At 64.7% G+C, this 16767-nt stretch carries 18 protein-coding genes and 1 pseudogene; 7 read left to right on the forward strand and 12 right to left on the reverse strand.

Translation table 11 applies throughout. The features are described from left to right. Positions 1 to 29 precede the first annotated feature (29 nt). Positions 30 to 1274 (forward strand): threonine ammonia-lyase, encoded by a 1245-nt coding sequence (locus ACVWY3_RS10255; protein ID WP_456838333.1) that lies wholly within the window; start codon positions 30 to 32, stop codon positions 1272 to 1274. A 33-nt stretch (positions 1275 to 1307) separates the two neighbouring features. Here ACVWY3_RS10255 and ACVWY3_RS10260 read toward each other — a convergent pair whose 3' ends face one another. Beyond that, complete coding sequence (locus tag ACVWY3_RS10260) at positions 1308 to 2861, reverse strand: winged helix-turn-helix domain-containing tetratricopeptide repeat protein (protein WP_456843331.1); 1554 nt, start codon at positions 2859 to 2861, stop codon at positions 1308 to 1310. A 126-nt stretch (positions 2862 to 2987) separates the two neighbouring features. On the opposite strand from ACVWY3_RS10260, the gene ACVWY3_RS10265 reads away from it, so the two are divergent. Then, positions 2988 to 3449 (forward strand): cupin domain-containing protein, encoded by a 462-nt coding sequence (locus ACVWY3_RS10265; protein ID WP_456838334.1) that lies wholly within the window; start codon positions 2988 to 2990, stop codon positions 3447 to 3449. A gap of 59 nt (positions 3450 to 3508) precedes the next feature. Here the strand turns inward: ACVWY3_RS10265 and ACVWY3_RS10270 are convergent, their stop codons facing one another. From ACVWY3_RS10270 to ACVWY3_RS10290, 5 genes are all read right to left on the reverse strand, one after another. Next, positions 3509 to 4687 (reverse strand): aminotransferase class V-fold PLP-dependent enzyme, encoded by a 1179-nt coding sequence (locus ACVWY3_RS10270; RefSeq protein ID WP_456838335.1) that lies wholly within the window; start codon positions 4685 to 4687, stop codon positions 3509 to 3511. Between the two features lie 78 nt (positions 4688 to 4765). Continuing rightward, positions 4766 to 5320, reverse strand: a complete 555-nt coding sequence (locus ACVWY3_RS10275; protein ID WP_456838336.1) for a CAP domain-containing protein — start codon at positions 5318 to 5320, stop codon at positions 4766 to 4768. Positions 5321 to 5416: 96 nt separating this feature from the next. Continuing rightward, positions 5417 to 6511 carry a serine/threonine protein kinase gene (locus ACVWY3_RS10280; protein ID WP_456838337.1) on the reverse strand — a complete coding sequence of 365 codons (1095 nt, stop codon included), beginning with the start codon at positions 6509 to 6511 and terminating at the stop codon, positions 5417 to 5419. 7 nt (positions 6512 to 6518) lie between these two features. Further along, positions 6519 to 7946, reverse strand: coding sequence for a methylenetetrahydrofolate--tRNA-(uracil(54)-C(5))-methyltransferase (FADH(2)-oxidizing) TrmFO (trmFO, locus tag ACVWY3_RS10285; RefSeq protein WP_456838338.1), 1428 nt, complete (start codon positions 7944 to 7946; stop codon positions 6519 to 6521). Between the two features lie 124 nt (positions 7947 to 8070). After that, positions 8071 to 8223 carry a DUF1127 domain-containing protein gene (locus ACVWY3_RS10290; protein ID WP_007590701.1) on the reverse strand — a complete coding sequence of 51 codons (153 nt, stop codon included), beginning with the start codon at positions 8221 to 8223 and terminating at the stop codon, positions 8071 to 8073. Positions 8224 to 8691: 468 nt separating this feature from the next. On the opposite strand from ACVWY3_RS10290, the pseudogene ACVWY3_RS10295 reads away from it, so the two are divergent. Further along, a pseudogene (locus ACVWY3_RS10295) lies at positions 8692 to 8894 on the forward strand (hypothetical protein); the annotation flags it as partial. A 70-nt stretch (positions 8895 to 8964) separates the two neighbouring features. On the opposite strand, the gene ACVWY3_RS10300 reads toward ACVWY3_RS10295, so the two are convergent. Together ACVWY3_RS10300 and ACVWY3_RS10305 are read right to left on the reverse strand one after the other, a co-directional pair. Beyond that, a complete protein-coding gene (locus ACVWY3_RS10300; RefSeq protein ID WP_456838339.1) occupies positions 8965 to 9789 on the reverse strand; it encodes a lytic murein transglycosylase in 825 nt (274 codons plus the stop codon). Positions 9790 to 9926: 137 nt separating this feature from the next. Further along, entirely contained in the window at positions 9927 to 10835 is a 909-nt protein-coding gene (locus ACVWY3_RS10305) for a DUF2189 domain-containing protein (protein ID WP_456838340.1), read from the reverse strand. A gap of 332 nt (positions 10836 to 11167) precedes the next feature. Here ACVWY3_RS10305 and ACVWY3_RS10310 point away from each other — a divergent pair, with 332 nt between their 5' ends. Continuing rightward, positions 11168 to 11569, forward strand: coding sequence for a DUF3597 domain-containing protein (locus ACVWY3_RS10310; protein WP_027559301.1), 402 nt, complete (start codon positions 11168 to 11170; stop codon positions 11567 to 11569). Between the two features lie 75 nt (positions 11570 to 11644). Here ACVWY3_RS10310 and ACVWY3_RS10315 read toward each other — a convergent pair whose 3' ends face one another. Next, on the reverse strand, positions 11645 to 11920 hold the full coding sequence (locus ACVWY3_RS10315) for a GNAT family N-acetyltransferase (RefSeq protein ID WP_456838341.1): 276 nt from the start codon (positions 11918 to 11920) through the stop codon (positions 11645 to 11647). Positions 11921 to 12024: 104 nt separating this feature from the next. Here ACVWY3_RS10315 and ACVWY3_RS10320 point away from each other — a divergent pair, with 104 nt between their 5' ends. Together ACVWY3_RS10320 and ACVWY3_RS10325 are read left to right on the forward strand one after the other, a co-directional pair. After that, entirely contained in the window at positions 12025 to 12963 is a 939-nt protein-coding gene (locus ACVWY3_RS10320) for a tetratricopeptide repeat protein (RefSeq protein WP_456838342.1), read from the forward strand. Between the two features lie 201 nt (positions 12964 to 13164). Then, the gene (locus tag ACVWY3_RS10325; protein ID WP_456838343.1) at positions 13165 to 13563 is read left to right on the forward strand and encodes an SPW repeat protein; all 399 of its coding nucleotides are present in this window, start codon (positions 13165 to 13167) and stop codon (positions 13561 to 13563) included. Between the two features lie 38 nt (positions 13564 to 13601). Here the strand turns inward: ACVWY3_RS10325 and ACVWY3_RS10330 are convergent, their stop codons facing one another. From ACVWY3_RS10330 to ACVWY3_RS10340, 3 genes are all read right to left on the reverse strand, one after another. Then, the gene (locus tag ACVWY3_RS10330; RefSeq protein ID WP_456838344.1) at positions 13602 to 13877 is read right to left on the reverse strand and encodes a GNAT family N-acetyltransferase; all 276 of its coding nucleotides are present in this window, start codon (positions 13875 to 13877) and stop codon (positions 13602 to 13604) included. Positions 13878 to 13888: 11 nt separating this feature from the next. Continuing rightward, the gene (locus ACVWY3_RS10335; RefSeq protein WP_456838345.1) at positions 13889 to 14401 is read right to left on the reverse strand and encodes a DUF3828 domain-containing protein; all 513 of its coding nucleotides are present in this window, start codon (positions 14399 to 14401) and stop codon (positions 13889 to 13891) included. Between the two features lie 82 nt (positions 14402 to 14483). Then, positions 14484 to 14843 carry a hypothetical protein gene (locus ACVWY3_RS10340; RefSeq protein ID WP_456838346.1) on the reverse strand — a complete coding sequence of 120 codons (360 nt, stop codon included), beginning with the start codon at positions 14841 to 14843 and terminating at the stop codon, positions 14484 to 14486. 310 nt (positions 14844 to 15153) lie between these two features. Between ACVWY3_RS10340 and ACVWY3_RS10345 the strand changes: the two genes are divergently transcribed. After that, positions 15154 to 16761 (forward strand): acyl-CoA synthetase, encoded by a 1608-nt coding sequence (locus ACVWY3_RS10345; protein WP_456838347.1) that lies wholly within the window; start codon positions 15154 to 15156, stop codon positions 16759 to 16761. Positions 16762 to 16767 lie beyond the last annotated feature (6 nt).

A 16767-nucleotide genomic window follows, 5' to 3' on the forward strand; every position in this document is an offset into this window, starting at 1 on the left:
TGAGCCCGCCAAATGCTCTATGCTGTCCTATGGCTGAGTTGTCCCAAAGCATGTCCGCCGATCCTGGTGGCTATCCGGTCACACCTCGCGACATCCATGCCGCCGCCGAGACCATCCGCGGCGCCGTCGTCGAGACGCCCTGTAGCTACAGCCGCACCCTGAGCAGCATCTGCGGCTGCGACATCTGGCTGAAGTTTGAGAACCTCCAGTTCACCTCCTCGTTCAAGGAGCGCGGCGCGCTCAACCGCCTCACCGCGCTCACGCCGGAGGAGCGTGCGCGCGGCGTCATCGCGATGTCGGCGGGCAACCATGCTCAGGGCGTCGCCTATCACGCGAGGCGCCTCGGCATTCCCGCCACCATCGTGATGCCTGTGGGCACGCCGATGGTGAAGGTCGAGAACACCAGGCACCATGGTGCCGAGGTGGTGGTCACGGGCGCGACGCTGGAGGAAGCGGCAGCCTTCGCGCGCAGCCACGGCGAGTCCCGCGGCATGATCTTCGTCCATCCCTACGACGATCCGCTGGTGATCGCGGGGCAGGGCACGGTCGGGCTGGAGATGCTGAAGGCCGTGCCGGACCTCGATACGCTCGTCGTCCCGATCGGCGGCGGCGGGCTGATCAGCGGCATCGCCATCGCCGCCAAATCGATCAAGCCGTCGCTGCGGATCCTTGGCGTCGAAGCCTGGCTCTATCCCTCGATGTACAACGCCATCCACGACGGCAATCTGCCGGCGCGGGGTGATACGCTCGCGGAAGGCATCGCGGTGAAGTCGCCGGGCAAGATCACCACCGAGATCGTCCGCGGCCTCGTCCGTGACATCGCGCTCGTCAACGAAGCCGAGCTCGAGCGCGCCGTCGCAACCCTGATCTCGATCGAGAAGACCGTCGTCGAGGGTGCCGGCGCCGCCGGCCTCGCCGCGCTGATGTCCGATCCCTCGCGCTTTGCCGGCGAGAAGGTTGGCCTGGTGCTGAGCGGCGGCAATATCGATACGCGGCTGATCGCATCCGTCCTCACCCGCGAGCTCGCGCGCGAGGGGCGCCTGACCCAGCTGTCGCTCGACATTCCGGACAGGCCCGGACAGCTCGCTGCGGTCGCGGCGCTGCTGGCCGAGGCCGGCGCGAACATCATCGAGGTCTCGCATCAGCGGACCTTCTCCGACCTGCCGGCCAAGGCGACGCTGCTGCAACTCGTGATCGAGACCCGCGACGCCGCGCATCTCGATGAGGTCATGGCGAGGCTCAGTGCATCCGGACTGAGCGCGCGCTGCACGTAAGCGACGTATTGAAACGCCCAACCGAGTTGATCGCTACTCCGGAAGTCCCGCCGCGCGGAGGGCACTCCCAAGCGAGGAAGCCAGGCTGGGCGCGCAATTGACGCCCTGAAATTGACGGCTGTAGCGAAACGTCGGGTGCAGCTCCAGCACCCGCGCAGCCGCCGCCTTCGCGTCCTGCAACCGCCCAAGCTTTACGAGCGCGGCAGTCAATTGCACATAGGTAATGCTGTGGCGAGGATTGGCTTGAACCGAGCGGTAAGCGGCGCGGCATGCCTCTTCATATCGGCCCCGGTGGAAATGCCCCAGAGCCTGGGCGTCGAAGGCGGCGAAAGCCCAGGAATCGAACGGGCTGAGCCGCATGCCGCGTTCGCTCCATTCGATCGCACGGTCGGCGTCCCCGCCCCAGCCGAGCATGACGCTGCCGAGGATGTAGGTCAGAGCCGAGGATGGGCTGATGGCAAGCGCCGCATCGAGCGCGGCAAAGGCTGCGGAGCGATCGTGCCCATCCATGCCAATCGAAAAACCCGCAAGGGTGAGGGCCAGTGCATCGTCCTGGCCGTGAGCGATGGCCGAGCGTGCGTAGCGGATCGAGGCCTCGCGATTGACTTCCTGCAAACCGGCTCGAAGGAACAGGCAATGATAGCACATTGCTGCGTTGCCGTGCGCGATTGCGTAGGCAGGCTCGATCGCGATTGCACGTTCGAGCAGCACGAGCGCCTGTGTGACCTGATCCGGCATGCCGGAATCGACGTCTGGCTGGGCGCGCAGGACGAGATCATAGGCATCCAGGCTGTCCGGCCGCTTGCGCCTGACCCTGTTGATCTCGGCGCGCCGCAGACTCGGTGCGATCGCGCCGACGGTCGACAGAGCGATGTCGTCCTGGAGGGCGAAGATGTCTTCGGACCTGCGATCATAGCGCTCTGCCCATACGTGCATTCCAGTCGATGCATCGATCAACTGGCCTGTAATGCGGACAAGCGTGCCGGTCTTGCGAACACTGCCTTCCAGCACGTAGCGTACGCCAAGTTCGCGCCCGACCTGTTTCACGTCCACTGCGCGGCCCTTGTACGTGAATGTGGAATTGCGCGCGATCACGAACAACCAGTTGATGCGTGAGAGGCCGGTGATGATGTCGTCGACCATCCCGTCGGCAAAATAATCCTGCTCTGGATCGCCACTCAGGTTCGTGAAAGGCAACACCGCAATCGATGGCCTGTCGGGTAATGCGAGCAGCGGCGCCTCGGGAGTGGCGGGCGCGCGATCCGGATCGGACGTGGTCGGAGCCGGCCCGACATAGCGATAGCCGCGGCGCGGCAGAGTTTCGATCCAATGAGCCTCACCGGATATGTCCGCCAACGTACGCCGCACCGCCGCGATCTGGACGGTCAGGTTGCTGTCTTCGACGGCCTGGCCGGGCCAGGCCGCCTCGATCAACGCATCTTTTGCCACCGGCACGCCAGCCCGCCGGACAAGGAGAGCCAGGAGCAGCACAGCGCGCTGGCCGAGAGCAGTCGGCTCGGCACCGTGGAAAAGGATCCCCGCGTCACCATCAAGGCGGAAGGGACCGAATTCAAGCATCGCGGCCATCGCCGAAGAAGGGCACATTTTGTAGGTTTTTTGCAATGTTTTCCGAACCGTTTCACGACTTTCGAGCTCGACTGGGCAACTATGGCGGGGCCGTGAGGAAGGCTGTAACAAGCCATGGAGGGATACATGACCGCCAGACACGTCATCCGCAGGCCCGGCGAGACCAAGGGGGTCATGCTGCGTGGCCAACCAATGGCCTTCCTGGTGACCGGGGAGGACACCCGGCACACCAGCATGTTCGACTGGACGGTCCCGCCAGGATTTGCCACGGGCCTCCACGTTCACCGCGTGCAGGAGGAGACCTTCTACATGCTCGAAGGCGAGTGCGAATGGCACGTGGGCGAGGAGGTCGTGCGAGCCGCGCCCGGGACCTACCTCTTCATCCCGCCGGGCGTGCCCCACAACATCACCAATGTCAGTGACAGGCCTGCCCGCGTTCTCATGACCGTGTCGCCCCCGGGGCACGAACGCTATTTCGAGGAACTGGCCAGGCTCACAGCCAGCGGAACGCCGGACGCGAAAGCCATCAGCGAGTTGCGCGCGCGGTTCGATACCGATCAACTATCTGCGCTGACGGCAAGAACCTGAGATGGGGCCCGCGCGCGACGGCAGATTGGACTGATGCCGATCCGAGCCCGCGTTGCGAGTTATCGACGAGTCAACCCCGCCAGATGTCCGATCAGCCGATCGATCTCGGCTTCCGTGTTGTAGTAATGCGGGGAGGCCCGCACCAGCGGCGGCAGCGCGCGGATTTCGGCGTCGATGCGGGTGCTCGCAGGATCCGAAGCGCCGATGGTGATGCCGGCCGCGGCGGCGCTGCGGACGATGGCATCCGCCTCATATCCCTCCATCGTGAAGCTGACGATGGCGGCCAGCGTGCGGCCGAGGTCGCGAATTGTAATCCCGCGAATGGATGCAAGGCCGGCACGCAGGCGATCGGCGAGCAGGCGGCAGCGCTGTTCGATCGGGCCAAGACTGATGTCGAGGGCGTAGTCGATGGCAGCGCCCAGCCCCAGCCGGGCCGCGTAGTTGTTCTCCCAGGTCTCGAAACGGCGTGCATCGTCACGCAGCCGATATTCATCTCGCGCGACCCAGGGTGCTGCGAAGTGGTCGATCATCGGCGGTTCGAGGTATTGCAGCAGCGCCCGGCGGACGTAGAGAAAGCCGGTGCCGCGCGGGCCGCGCAGGAATTTGCGCCCCGTCGCCGACAGCAGGTCGCAGCCGATGGCTTCGACATCGACCACCATCTGCCCGACGGCCTGGCAGGCATCGAGCAGGTAGGGAATGCCGTGCGCCCGCGCGATCCTCCCGACAGCCGCAGCGGGATTGACCAGCCCACCATTGGTCGGAACCCAGGTGATGGCAATGAGCTTTACGCGCGCATCGATCATGCGTTCGAGCGCGCCGACGTCGAGCTCGCCGCTGGCATCGCTCGGAACCACGTCGACGATCGCGCCGGTGCGCCTCGCGACCTGAAGAAACGCGACATAGTTGGCGGCATATTCCGCCTCCGCGGTGAGGATGCGATCGCCCTTGCGAAACGGCAGCGAGTAGAATGCCATCTGCCAGGCAACGGTCGCGTTCTGCACGAGGGCGATCTCGTCGGGCGCCGCATTCAGCAGGCGCGCGACCGAGCCGTAGACGTTCTCGAGCCGATCGGACTCGCGGTCGGCGGCGGCATAGCCGCCGATCTCTGCCTCCAGGTCGATATGCTGTTTCATCGCTGCGACGACCGTCGCCGGCATGAGAGCCGCGCCGGCATTGTGAAGATAGGCGAGGCGGGAGGCGGCCGGCGTGTCGGCGCGAATTCGGTCGATGTCGATCACTTGCGTCTGCGCCTTTCGCGATCTTCATGCATGAATTAGACGCGGCGAGGACTGCGGGCAAGATGGCCCGGTTTTGCCTCAGATGCAGAGGCTCAGCAGCTTGATGTGGCAGCCGCTGGATTTCGGCTTGCTCGCGGGCGCAGTCTCGCGCTTCACGGCGACCAGCGGCTCCTTGTCCTTGTTCTTCTTCTTGCCTTTTGGCTCGTAATCGCCGGCGATCACCATCGCCCAATAGGTGCGCTTGCCGCTCGCGTTCTTGGCACTGGCGATCCCGACGCGCGAGGCGTTGTGCAGGAGCAGGTTTTTGCGGTGCCCGGAGGAGTCGATCCACTGTCCGAGCGTCTTCTCGAAATTGTCGTAGCCGTAGGCGATGTTCTCGGCGGCGCGACCCGCGCCGGCCGGGGCGACGCGCTTGTTGAATGGACCGAGAGCGTCATGGCTGAGGTCGTCCTTCGCCGCCATCGCGCGCGCCTGGTCCATCGCTATGCGGTCCAGCGTTGCGTCGCGGACGACGCGGACTTCACCGTGCTTGAGGCGGAAGCTCGAGATCTGCTCGGCTGGAGACTCGGCCATGGCCGGGGCGGCCACCAGCAGCAGAAGGCTGGCGATCAGGCCGCCAACCGCACCATGCATCCTCGTCCCCCGCGTCCCCATGATTCCGCCAAGCCTGCCTTCGTTCGACCGCTTCTCCATCGCTAATGTGGACGCTTCAAGGCACAGCGCCCTGCGCTAGCTCGTTGGCAGGTCCGCCTCGAAATTGAAGCGGTCGCGCAGGTTCTTGCGCTGCTCCAGGATGTCCTTGAGAAAGGCGCGGTCCTGGTCGTTCCTCATCATCGGCTCGATCAGGTCGAGCTGGTTCATGGCGACCAGTTGCAGGATCTCGGTGCGCGGCTTGCCACCGTGATCGCGCGGCAGCGCATGCACGACCTGTATGTGTTCCGGTGGCTTCGGGCCCTTCGCGGCGGTCAGCTCGTTGCGCAGCTGCCCTTCGAGCGTGGCCTGATCCGCTTCCACGAAGGCATAGAGCCCGACGCCCGAGCGGCGGTCGGCGAAGGCGACGATGGCGGTGTCGCGCACGGCCGGGTTCTTGCGGATCAGCTCGGCCAGCACCGGCGCGTCGTTGACGAGCCGGCGGCCGCCGCCCTCGCGGTCGGTGAAGTTGAACAGGCCGCGGGTGATGGCGCGGTAGACCTTCTTGCCGGTCGCAAGCCAGAGGCTCGCGGCAAACGACTTCTTCGCCAGAACCTTGCGCTCGCGCGGCGTCAGCGCCTCGGGCGCGTAGGAGCGCTTGTGCTTGAGCAGGTGCCGGAGGTCTTCATACGCGAGGATCCGATAGAGCCGGCCGCGCCGGTTGAAGCACGCTGCCAGCTGGAAGTCGGTCACATAGGCGCGGCCGTCGCGGCCGACCAGCCAGTTCTGTTCCTTGGCAAGATCATTGTGGCAGATGCCGGCCCGGCGCAGCCGGCGCAGCGCCGCTTTGGCCGAGCGGAAATAGGCGAGGTCGCCATGAGGCTTGGCCAGATGCAGCGCGACGCCGTCGACAAAGCCACGCACCAGCGCGCGCCGTCCGGCCCACAGCAGTTCGGGGCCGACGTTCAGGCCCTTGGCGAGCGCCAGCGCGTGCTTCTCGCGCGCGAACAGATGGCGCGCCAGCAGGAACGACCACCAGGGCACCTCGTCGAGCCGGCGCAGCACCGCATCGACCTCGCCGTCGTCGGCGCGGAAGCGGCCGCGCTCGACGGTCGAGAACACGTCGCGCTTGAGCAGCACCCCCTCGGTCCAGCGCGTCGAGAGCGACGCGGCGTCGTCTTTGGGAAGGCTCATCGATAGCTCACGCGGCAGCGGCTATGCGCAGGTGATCGGCGATCCAGCGATCGAGATCGGCGAGCGCCCGTGCACTCATCGCTTGCTTCTTGGCCACCGCCTTCTCGTTGCCGCGCAGCCGCGTACCGTCGGGCTTCTTCGTCGGCACGCTCGCGAGCGGCGGGAACAGGCCGAAATTGATGTTCATCGGCTGGAACGAGCGGGTGCCCGGCTCGATGGTCTCGATATGGCCGCCGGTGATGTGGCCAAGCAGCGAGCCGAGCGCCGTCGTCGCCGGCGGGCTCGCGAGCGTCTCGCCGCGGGCGCCGGCTGCCGCATAGAGGCCGGCGATGAGGCCGACACTCGCGGACTCCACATAGCCCTCGCAGCCCGTCATCTGGCCGGCAAAGCGCAGCCGCGGCTGCGCGCGCAGGCGCAGCTGGCCGTCGAGCAGCTTTGGCGAGTTGAGAAAGGTGTTGCGATGCAGGCCGCCGAGACGGGCGAACTCGGCCTTCTCCAGACCGGGAATCGTGCGGAAGATGCGCTGCTGCTCGCCGTACTTCAGCTTCGTCTGGAAGCCGACAATATTGTAGAGCGTGCCGAGCTTGTTGTCCTGGCGCAGCTGCACGATCGCGTAGGCTTTCGTCGCGGGATCGTGCGGATTGGTGAGGCCGACCGGCTTCATCGGGCCGTGGCGCAAGGTCTCAGGGCCGCGCTCCGCCATCACCTCGATCGGCAGGCAGCCGTCGAAATAGGGCGTGTTGGTCTCCCACTCCTTGAACTCGGTCTTCTCGCCCGCGATCAGTGCGGCGACGAAGCCGTCATACTGCTCCTTGGTCATCGGGCAGTTGATGTAGTCGGCGCCATTGCCGCCGGGGCCGACCTTGTCGTAGCGCGACTGGAACCAGGCCACCGACATGTCGATGGACTCGCGATGCACGATCGGCGCGATCGCGTCGAAGAACGCGAGCGCGTTCTCGTCGGTCAGTTCGCGGATGGCATCGGCCAGCGCCGCCGAGGTGAGGGGACCCGTCGCAACGATGACGTTGCCCCACTCAGCCGGCGGCAGGCCTGCGACCTCGCCGCGGGCGATTTCGATTAGCGGATGCTCGTTCAGCGCCTTGGTGACGGCGGCCGAGAAGCCCTCGCGGTCGACCGCGAGCGCGCCGCCGGCGGGCACCTGGTTGGCATCGGCCGCGCGCATGATCAGCGAGTCCAGGCGGCGCATCTCGGCATGCAGCAGGCCGACGGCATTGTTGACGGCGTCGTCCGAGCGGAACGAATTGGAGCATACGAGCTCGGCAAGGCCATCGGTGCGGTGCGCTTCGGTCATGCGGCTCGGCCGCATCTCGTGCAGCACGACGGGTACGCCTGACTTGGCGACCTGCCAGGCGGCCTCGGAACCGGCAAGGCCGGCGCCGATCACGTGCACGATGTTGGAGTGGGGGCCTGTCATGGGGCCGACAGGTAGCGCTTTTCGGCGGAGAGTGGAATCGCCGAGATCGAGTTTTCTGCCATTGGAAACGACAACGCCCGCACGAGGCGGGCGCTATCGGTTGGTCCGGTAGGGCTGAACGATATCAGCCCTGATACTGACCGGCGGCAACGCGCGGGATGTCCGAGCGATCAAGGCCGATGTCGGCCAGTTCGCGATCGCTGAGCTGGGACAGCTCGGCAACATTGCGCTGATAGTCCCGGAAAGCCTGGATCATGCGGATGAGCGAGAGCAGCATTGATAGTCTCCTGTAGTTCGATTCAGCCTTTGCCGAGGCCTCATCGTTGAAATGAATATAGGTGAGAGTGGTGCAGTGCGAAAGTTCCGATGTTGCGACGCAGCTAAGCGCCTAACGCATAGCGTCGGTAACGGACGATTAACCCGAAGGCAAGCTTGCCCAAGGCGTGGGCGAGCGAGACGCAAAACGGTCATAAACGTCCGTGAATACACGGCCTTATGATTACAATCGCGGTTCCCTTCAGGAGCGAAATAGGTCGTATTCCCCTGCCGAGCAAGGCGACCAATCAGCTACTGGACCCAAGTCTCGCATGCGCGAATCGCATGTGCGGCGCTGTCAAGAAATAATGAATATTAGTTCATTATAAGCAGCAGGTTTGCAGGAGCAAGCAACAGCGCGATCAAGACGTCAACCACCGATTCGCCAGCTCTCTGGCCGGTAGGCCATGGAGCGTCAAGGAACCGGCCCCAGCCCGCCAAGCACGCGATGGGCGGCTGCAGCTCGGCCAATCTGGAAAAGACCGAAACTGCGATCGAAGCCATCGCCGATGGCGACAGCAAGTTCATCGCGCAGAAGGAGATCGCGGCGGCGCGGGACGCGCTCATCAATGGCAAGATGGGTGCATGGGCTCGGATCTCAACAAGGCGATGCACGCCACCATGGGCAAGTAAACGCAGCCAAGAGAGGGCCGGTCGCCTTATCGATCGGCCCTATGCGTCGAGGATTGGCTGCCGAGCATTATCAAGGAGCGTGCGCGAGCTGAGTGGCGAAGTACGCCACGGTCTTGGAGTAGACCTCGCTTTTGTTCCATTGCTGGAGCACCGCGAAGTTGGGGCTGCCGGGCTGCCAGTCCTTACCCTTCTGCCAGCCATAGCCGGCGAGATAATTGGCGGTGGAGGCGAGCACGTCGGGCGCATTGTGCAGGAGATCGCGCTTGCCATTGCCGTCGAAGTCGACGGCGTATTTCAACCAGGACGATGGCATGAACTGGGTCTGGCCGAGCTCGCCGGCCCAAGCGCCCTTCATGTCGCCGGGGGCCAGATCGCCGCGCTGGACGATGCGCAGCGCATCCATCAGCTCGGCGCGAAACTGCTCCGAACGCCGGCAGTCATAGGCCAGCGTCGCCAGCGAGCGGATCGTGGAGAACTTGCCGGTGTTGACGCCGAAATCGGTCTCGAGCCCCCAGATCGCGACCAGCACCTCGCCGGGCACGCCGTAGGTCTGCTCGATGCGCGAGAGCACCGAGCCGTACTGCTTCATCATGTTGGAGCCGCGCGTCATTCGCGGCGGCACCATGCGGCCGGAAAACTCTTCAAAAGTCTGGGTGAAGACCTTTTGCGACTTGTCACGGTTGAGCACGCTCTGATCGAGCGTCACGCCCGCAAGCGCGGCGGCAATGGCCTGTTGCGAGATGCCTTTGGCCGCGGCTTCGGCTTTGAAATCGGCAAGCCAGGCCTCGAAATTCCCAGAGCCGCAGGGGACCGCGGCGAGCGCTGGCTGGGCGGACAGGATGGACGCGGAGAGGGCGAGGGCTGCGAGAGCGAGACGAGAAATCGTCGGGGTCATCAGATGAAATAGATTCCGTGAAGTGATCTGACCGGCAGGCGCAATCTCGATTCTAACCGCGGCCAAAGCAAGGCGTATGACAAGTTCGCGGATCCTGCCCGAGCCGGGCTCGGGCAGGATCGCGTGTCACGATGCCGTCAGGCGTCCGATCTGTTACGCCAGGGGAAGAGGTTGGCGGGGAAGTCGGCGGCCGGCTTGCTTGGACGATGCGGCGGGGGTGGCACCGGACGCGAACCGGGCTCGGAGGCGATCACCTTGCGATAGAGATGCCAGGTGGCGTGGCCGAGCAGGGGAATCACAACGGCAAGGCCAAGGAAGGCCGGGATCGTACCCAGCGCCAGCAGCACCGCCACGATCAGACCCCACGCGGCCATCGGCGCCGGGTTCTTGGCGACGACGCGGAGCGAGGTGACCATGGCCTCGAACGCGCCGGCATGGCGATCGAGCATGAGCGGGAACGACACGACGCTGATGCAGAGCGCGGCGAGGGCGAACAGGAAACCGGTGCCGCAGCCGACCACGATCAGCCACCAGCCTTGCCGGGTGGTCAGCACGCGCGTCATGAAATCGGAGATTCCGGTCAAGCCTTCATAGCCGAACGCCGAGACATAAATGGCCTGCGCGGTCGCAACCCAGGTCACGAACAGGGCGAGCAGCAACGTGCCGAGGCCGAGCATGGCGCCGAACGAAGGCGAGCGCAGCACCTCCATGGCATGCCAGGCGCTCGCTTCTTCACCGCGTTCACGCCGGCTGGAGAGCTCGTAGAGACCGATCGCCGCAAACGGCCCGATCAGCGCGAAGCCGGCGGCCAGGGGAAACAGCAGCGGCAGCACCGAATAGCCCATTACCACGCGGGCGAGCACGAGGCCCAGCACCGGATAGATCACGCAGAGGATGATGGCGTGGCTCGGGACCGCCTTGAAATCTTCCCAGCCGCGCTTGAGCGCATCGTGCAGGTCGGAAAGTTGGATGGTTCGGATCACCGGTCCAGCCGCATCAGTGGGCTGGGCCATCGTTGGGACATTGCCCTGGTAGAATGTGGCCATGATCGCTAGCTCCCTTGCCGGGCGACCGCATCCGGCGCCGGCAACGGCGCAAGCGGCCGCCATTCTCTGAGTTGCGCGATCCCGACCAGACGCGAATTCCGGAAGGCATCGCGAGCTGAACCGGAAGCGTACGCCGATTTCCAAGTCATGTCCCTCATGCTTGGGTGAAATTTGATGCCGCAGTGCAACCTCGATGATGTCATTCGGTCGTCATTTCGCCGCAGATAAGCTGATGCTGCTGGTTCGTTCGCAGGAACGCGGGCGCAACGCGGTAATTCCGTCTATAAGTGCCACTCAAGGCCCTTCCAACGGATCCTTTTCGGGGAGCAGACATGAGCATTTTCGGGAAAATCATGGGCGCGATTTTCGGCAGCCATCCGGCTGCCGCCGCACCCGCAGGCAGCGCACCGTCGCCCAGCGCGCCCGCGAGCGCCGCGCCGGCTGGATCGGCGCCTGCTGCCGCGCCGGCGGCAACGGTCGACGTCGCCGCGATCGTCGACAAGGCCGCGGCCGCGCACAAGGGCGAGAAGCTGGAGTGGCGCACCTCGATCGTCGATCTCATGAAAGCGCTCGACATCGATTCCAGTCTTGCCGCGCGCAAGGACCTCGCCAAGGAGCTCGGCTATAGCGGCGACATGAACGACTCGGCCAGCATGAACGTCTGGCTGCACAAGCAGGTGATGTCCAAGCTCGCCGCCAATGGTGGCAAGCTGCCGCCGGAGATCAAGCACTGACCGTGTGATCGGTCATCGCCAAGGCGTTTGACAAGGAATTGAGAAGGGCCCGCGATCTCGCGGGCCCTTCTGCTTTCAGGCGACGAGGTCGGCATCTTCCGGATGCCGTTCGAGATAGTCGACGACGAAGCCGCAACCGGCGATCACCTTCTTGCCATCGCGGCGGATCAGGTCGAGCGCGCCCTTGACCAGCTCGGAGGCGATGCCGCGGCCGCGCAGCGCACGCGGCGTCTCGGTGTGGGTGATGATCACCGCCGACGGGGTCAGCCGGTAATTGGCGAATGCAATCTCGCTGCCGATATCGAGCTCGAAGCGGCTCCTGTCCTTGTTGTCACGTACTGCTGCCGCCATGCCAGATCCTTCCGAAGCGCCGTGTGTCCCTTGATCTAGGCGTTTGAACCGGCCCTTGCCAGGATGCGACCAAGGGAGGTTGCCGTAGGGGAGATATCTGGAAAATGCGTGTCCCGCTCAGTTTGATGGCGTTGCTCCTTGGCGCGCTTGCTTCGACGGCGCCGCTGCCGGCCGCAGCCGAAGGCGGTCCTGCCTGGGACGCATGCGTCGGGCCGACCAGCACGCCGGAGGAGCGGGTCAAGGCCTGCTCGACCGTAATCGAGACTGGGAGCGAGAGCGGGCACCGCCTCGCCGGCGCCTATTGCAATCGCGGCCATGGTCTCACCGAGAAGCGCGAGCTCGATGCCGCGCTGTCCGATCTCGACGAGGCGGTCAGGCTCGCCCCGGACTATGCCTGCGCCTACAACAATCGCGGACGCCTCTACAGCTTCAAGCGCGACTACGATCGCGCCATCGCCGACTACGACCAGGCCATCAAGCTCGATCCCTCGCTCGCGCTGGCCTACAGCAATCGCGGCGAATCCCGCTACAACAAGGGCGATCTCGACGGCGCCTTCGCCGATTTCGACGCCGCGATCAAGCGGGATCCGAACTATGCTACGGCCTATACCAATCGTGCCTTGGTCTACTACCGCAGGCACGACGTGGCGCATGCGCTCGCCGATTACACCATGCGGATCAAGCTTGCACCCAGCCTGCTCGCCTATATCGATCGCGGCAATGTCTATCGTGACAGCGAGCAGCTCGACCGCGCCGCCGCCGACTATGGCGAGGCGATCCGTATCGCGCCGACCGACGCGCGCGGCTGGCGCAATCGCGGCATGATCCGGCTCTACCAGGGCGACGACAAGGGCGGTCTTGCCGACTACGACAAGGCGCTGCAATACGATCCCTCGGACGTGTTTTCGTGGAACAATCGCGGCCAGGCCAAGCTTCGGCTCGGCGACAAGCAGGGCGCGATCGCCGACTTCAGGACGGCGCTGGAATTCAAGCCCGGCCTGCCGGTGGCGCGCGAGGCCCTGCAGAAGCTCGGGGCTCCGTAGCCCCGGTTCAGTATGAAGCCCTGAGCAGCGAACGTCGCGCGCCCGACGAAAATAATCCTCGTCATCGCTCTTGCGCGGTCGTCGACGGTTCCCACGTCTTTTTGAAGGACATACGCCCGAATGCGGCCGGCAGGGTTGCTAGACATTCGGAGTGTCATGATCGCCAGCCGCCGACGTATGCCTCTCGTGTAGGAGGGTACAATGTCGGAGTTTGGTTTCTTGAATGTTCATCGAACATGGGAAGACTGGTGCGGCATGCTGCTCGGCGCATTGATTGTCATTTCGCCGTGGTTTCCTGTCCAAGACGAGTTAGAGGTCGCCGGAAGAGAGGCGATGATCCTGAACTCTGTCGCAGTTGGCCTTCTCGTGTTCGGCATCAGCCAGCTTGAGTATGTTGCGCTGCAGCGCTGGCAAGAGGTGACGACGATCCTGATCGGGCTGTGGCTCATCGCCTCGCCCTATATCCTCGGCTATTCCGGCGAGGGCTTTGTCCGCATCTACCACACGAGCCTCGGCGCGGTGACGGTGCTCCTCGGCATACTCCAGCTGTGGCAAGATTGGGATCTGACTGATCAGGACATGCTCAAGCATGGGCAATAGGGCCCGTCGGCAGGTCCGTCAGCAGCGAGCCTGCGCGCTTATCGCTTCACCAGGTCCTGATAGTCCGGATGCTTCTCGATCCACGCCTTTACGAACGGGCATTGCGGGATCAGCTTCAAACCGGCAGCGCGGACCTGGTTGAGCGCGCCTTGCACCAGCTTTGAGCCGACGCCCTTGCCGCCGAGCTCCTTCGGCACGTCCGTATGCTCGAAGGTGATGACGTCGCCGTCGAGCTTGTAATGCTCGGTCGCAAGATGGCCCTCCACCTCGAGCTCATAGCGGTGATGGGCCTCGTTGTTGATGACATCGCTCATGTCGTCTCCGGTCAGCTCTTCAGCGAGTCCGTCAGCATCTTGCGGATCGACCAGGCTTCCCCGTCGGAGGAGCCCTTGATGTCGTCGATTTTCCAGCCATTTGCCTCGCGTACGAAGTCGTAACGCACGATCTGGTCGGCCGGTTTCCGGTCGTTGCGATGGCCGGTGATGGTCACTGCGACCGTCGCTTTGTCCGCTTCCATCTTCTCAGCGTCCACCTTGAACGATTTCACGTCCGGTTCCTGCGAATTGGTGACGGGATCGAAATCGACCGGCCCGACGTCGCCCTTCGGCGTGTGCGCATCTGCCTTGGCCCACAACGCGACCAGCGCCTTGGAGAGGTATTTTGACTTCGCCGCCTTGTTCTCGATGCCGAAGGCGGCGCCGCCATCGCCCTTGCCCTTGGCGGCGCGGGTATAGATCGCGGTCAGGATGGCGACGGGATCGCTGGGAGCGGTCTCGGCGAAGGCCGGGGCGATTGCGGCAAGCAGAGAGGCGGCGACGAAGGTCCGACGGGTGAACATGGAACGTCCTTGAGATGGCGCGCGACAATAGGCCGGAGTGGCCGGCGCGTATCTCTGTAGACCAATGGAGCGGCCGTTCGGTTCAATCACTCGCCTTGGCGAGCCTGGAGTCTTCCGGCTGCGGCTGTTGGCGGAGGCAATCCTCGCAAATGACGAGGGAGCGGTTGATCCTGGCGTCCTGCTCGGCCTCGATGCCGTCCTGCGCCTGCCACCATTCCCGAGAATAGGGCTGAAGCCCGGCTTGCGATCTGGTGCGCTCGGAGCTCGCGGAGCGCGCAACATGCAATGAGGCAGAACGCGGCTGGTTGGGATTCTCGCCGGCCCCGTCCCAGGCGTAGCGCGCGGGCTTGAAGGCTGGATCGGGTGCGAGTTGGGCTTGCGGGGCGACGGCACATCCGGCGAGCGCCAGCGACAACAGGAGGAAGGCGGGCGCTTTGACCATGATGCGGCACTCTGTACGCGAAGACTGAGCGAGGTTGCGCTGACCATGTTTAAAATTCCATGAACGATCGTGCCCGCGCGGCCGACAAACGCGGCGCCGCGCGCGCCATCCGCCTCGATCTGCCCGGCAGCCATTGCGGCGGTCTCGGCGTGCAGGCCCATGTCAGGGCGATCACGGCGGCGCGTTCGCATTCACGCAGCCGTAGGGCAGGCGCGCGGCCGGCGGTCTTGCTACCTCGCTGGCGATGGCGATAAATGGGCTCTAATGAGCGGGCGGCGAGTGCACGGTCCGCTACCGAAGAGGAAGCCCGATGCAGCCCCTGCGCATGTCCCGCCGCGTCATGAATCTCGCTCACATGCTGACCCAGAATGCGCGGCGGCATGGGGCGCGGACAGGCTTCGTCTGGCGTGACAGATCCTGGACCTGGCGCGAGATCGATACGCAGGTGTCCGCGCTGGCCGCAGCGCTCGCCGCGCGCGGCATCTCGAAAGGCGACCGCATCCTCGTCCATTCCAAGAATGGCGACGAGATGTTCTTCTCGATGTTCGCAGCGTTCCGGCTCGGGGCCGTCTGGGTTCCCACCAATTTCCGCCTGATGCCAGACGAGGTCAGCTATCTCGCCGAGGCCTCCGGCGCGAAGGCATTTTTGTGCCATGTCGATTTTCCCGAGCATGCCACGGCGGTGAAGGGTGGGGCGCTGGAGTTCACCTGGAGCATCGAGGGCAGCAGCGCGTTTGGCGAGACGTCGGTCGCGGAGGCTATCGCATCCAAGGCGGGCAGCGCGGTCGAAAACGTTGCGGTCGAGCACGACGATCCCTGCTGGTTCTTCTTCACTTCCGGAACCACCGGCCGTTCCAAGGCTGCGGTGCTGACCCACGGCCAGATGGGCTTCGTCGTCACCAATCATCTTGCCGATCTCACTCCCGGCGTCACGGAAGCGGATGCCTCGCTGGTGGTGGCGCCGCTGTCGCATGGCGCCGGCGTGCACCAGCTGGTGCAGACCGCGCGCGGCGTCTGCACCGTGCTGCTGCCGACCGAGAAGTTCGACATCGACGAGGCCTTCCGTCTGATCGAGAAGCATCGGGTCGCCAATCTCTTCACCGTGCCGACCATTTTGAAGATGATGGTCGAGCACCCCGCCGTCGACAAATACGATCATTCCTCGCTGCGGCACGTGATCTATGCCGGCGCGCCGATGTATCGCGAGGATCAGAAGACCGCGCTGAGGAAGCTCGGCAAGGTCATCGTGCAGTATTTTGGATTGGGCGAGGTCACCGGCAACATCACGGTGCTGCCCGCCGCGTTGCACGATGCCGAGGATAGTCCGCATGCCAGGATCGGCACCTGCGGCTTCGAACGCACGGCCATGCAGGTGTCGATCCAGGACGACGAGGGCCGCGAGCTCAAGGCGAACCAGAGCGGCGAGATTTGCGTGATCGGCCCCGCGGTGCTCGCCGGCTACTACGACAACCCCGAGGCCAATGCGAAGGCGTTCCGCAATGGCTGGTTCCGCACCGGCGATCTCGGCCACATGGACGAGGAGGGGTTCGTCTACATCACCGGCCGTGCCTCCGACATGTACATCTCCGGCGGCTCCAACATCTATCCGCGCGAGATCGAGGAGAAGATCCTGACCCATCCCGCGGTTGGCGAGGTCGCCGTGCTCGGCGTGCCCGATGCGACCTGGGGCGAGGTCGGCGTCGCCGTCTGCGTCGCGCGCGAGGGCGCGAAGCCGGTGAGCGAAGCCGAGATGGCAGCGTTCCTCGGTCCGAAGGTGCCGCGCTACAAGATGCCGAAGCGGTTCTTCTTCTGGGAGGCGCTGCCGAAGTCCGGCTATGGCAAGGTGCCGAAGCGTATGGTGCGCGACGAGCTCGAGGCGCGCGGGCTGCTCGACCTCGACAAGACGAAGGCGGGCTGAGCGGGG

It is taken from the genome of Bradyrhizobium sp. USDA 4486 (genome assembly GCF_054057995.1).